This window comes from Bradyrhizobium sp. P2_E8, assembly GCF_056403875.1.
This window is the reverse complement of the sequence record NZ_JBFUES010001586.1, coordinates 1-1,071: the sequence shown is the minus strand read 5'-3', so window position 1 is coordinate 1,071 and position 1,071 is coordinate 1. Positions and strand designations below refer to the sequence as shown.

The following is a 1,071-nucleotide window of genomic DNA, read 5'->3' as shown; positions in this document are numbered from 1 at the left end:
CCATGACGCTGATCGACCTCGCCAACCCGACACGGTTCCTCGCGCTGACGACGCGGGTGTTGCCGTGGCTTGCGGCCGCGACCGTCATCCTGCTCGCGATTGGCCTCTATCAATCGGCTCTCGCACCCGACGACTACCAGCAGGGYGCGACCGTGAAGATCATGTTCATCCACGTGCCCAATGCCTGGCTGTCGATGTTCGTGTGGGGCGTGATGAGCATCGCCTCGCTCGGCACGCTGGTGTGGCGGCATCCGCTCGCCGACGTCGCCGCGAAGGCGGCAGCTCCCATCGGCGCGGCCTTCACCTTCCTCGCACTGCTGACGGGCTCGCTGTGGGGCCGGCCGATGTGGGGCACCTATTGGGAATGGGACGCGCGACTGACCTCGGTGCTGATTCTCTTCCTGATGTATCTCGGCCTGATGGCGCTGTGGCGCGCGGTCGAGGATCCCTCGCGCGCGGCACGCGCTGCCGCCGTGCTGACGCTGGTCGGCGCGATCAACCTGCCCATCATCAAGTTCTCCGTCGACTGGTGGAACACGCTGCACCAGCCCGCTTCCGTGATGCGCATGGGGGGCTCGTCGCTCGACAAATCGTTCCTGATCCCGCTGCTGGTGATGGCAATCGCGTTCACGCTGCTGTTCGTCACGCTGCACCTGGCTGCGATGCGCAACGAGATCCTGCGCCGCCGTGTCCGCTCGCTGCAAATGATGCAGGCGAGCCGCATCGCGTTTTCGAGCGAAATGGGCGCCGGTTCGCGTCACGACAACGCGTCGAAAGAAATTGGGGCCGCATGACGATGTCGCTCGGTCCCTATGCCTCCTTCATCGTGACATCCTATGCCGCAGCCGCGCTCGTGGTCGCGATCCTGATCGGCTGGATCGTGCTCGACTACCGCAGCCAGACCCGGCGCCTGCGCGAGCTCGACCGCAGCGGCATCACCCGCCGCTCGGGCCGCAGCGCGATGGATCGGCCATGAGCGATCACACGACCTCCGCGAGCCCGCAGCGCCGGACCTTCCTGATGGTGCTGCCGCTGATCGCCTTCATCGGCCTGGCCGTGCTGTTCTGGTTC

At 66.2% G+C, this 1,071-nt stretch carries 2 protein-coding genes and 1 pseudogene; all 3 read left to right on the top strand.

The genetic code is table 11. The features are described from left to right. The first annotated feature begins 2 nt into the window (after nucleotides 1-2). Nucleotides 3-794 (top strand): heme ABC transporter permease, encoded by a 792-nt coding sequence (locus tag AC1D00_RS42505; RefSeq protein WP_025576630.1) that lies wholly within the window; start codon nucleotides 3-5, stop codon nucleotides 792-794. Beyond that, nucleotides 791-976: a heme exporter protein CcmD gene (gene ccmD / locus AC1D00_RS42500; protein WP_025576631.1), complete on the top strand. Its 186-nt coding sequence runs from the start codon at nucleotides 791-793 to the stop codon at nucleotides 974-976. Before AC1D00_RS42505 ends, ccmD begins: the two co-directional genes overlap by 4 nt. Continuing rightward, nucleotides 973-1,071, top strand: a pseudogene (locus AC1D00_RS42495) (DsbE family thiol:disulfide interchange protein); the annotation flags it as partial. The gene ccmD and the pseudogene AC1D00_RS42495, both read left to right, overlap by 4 nt.